Source organism: Paraburkholderia sp. SIMBA_053 (assembly GCF_046534895.1).
GTDB classification, from domain to species: domain Bacteria; phylum Pseudomonadota; class Gammaproteobacteria; order Burkholderiales; family Burkholderiaceae; genus Paraburkholderia; species Paraburkholderia caledonica.
The window spans coordinates 1-249 of record NZ_JAWRXU010001332.1 but is presented as its reverse complement, the minus strand read 5'-3'; the positions used below and the strand labels follow the sequence as shown (position 1 = coordinate 249).

Below are 249 nucleotides of genomic sequence, written 5' to 3'. Positions count from 1 at the left end.
CCAGCACGATCCGGCCGCCGTGCCCGACGAGTCGCTGCAGCTCGCGCAGCGGCATCCCTCCGGCGATGTCGACGATCGCGTCGAAACGCCCGGCCGGGATCTCGCTCAGCGGCGCCACCCGGTGGTCGAAGGTGCGCACGGCGCCGAGGCGCTCGACCAGCGGTGCGTTGCGACCGCTGCAGGTCGCCCAGACCTCGGCCCCGCGGAGGGCGGCGAGCTGCACCGCGAACGTGCCGACGCCGCCGGATG

Annotated in this window: 1 protein-coding gene; it reads right to left on the bottom strand. The window is 75.5% G+C overall.

Annotation, left to right across the window (positions count from 1 at the left end; translation table 11 throughout):
- On the bottom strand, positions 1-249 hold a 249-nt coding region (locus SB753_RS39945; RefSeq protein ID WP_410805533.1), incomplete at both ends, for a zinc-binding dehydrogenase.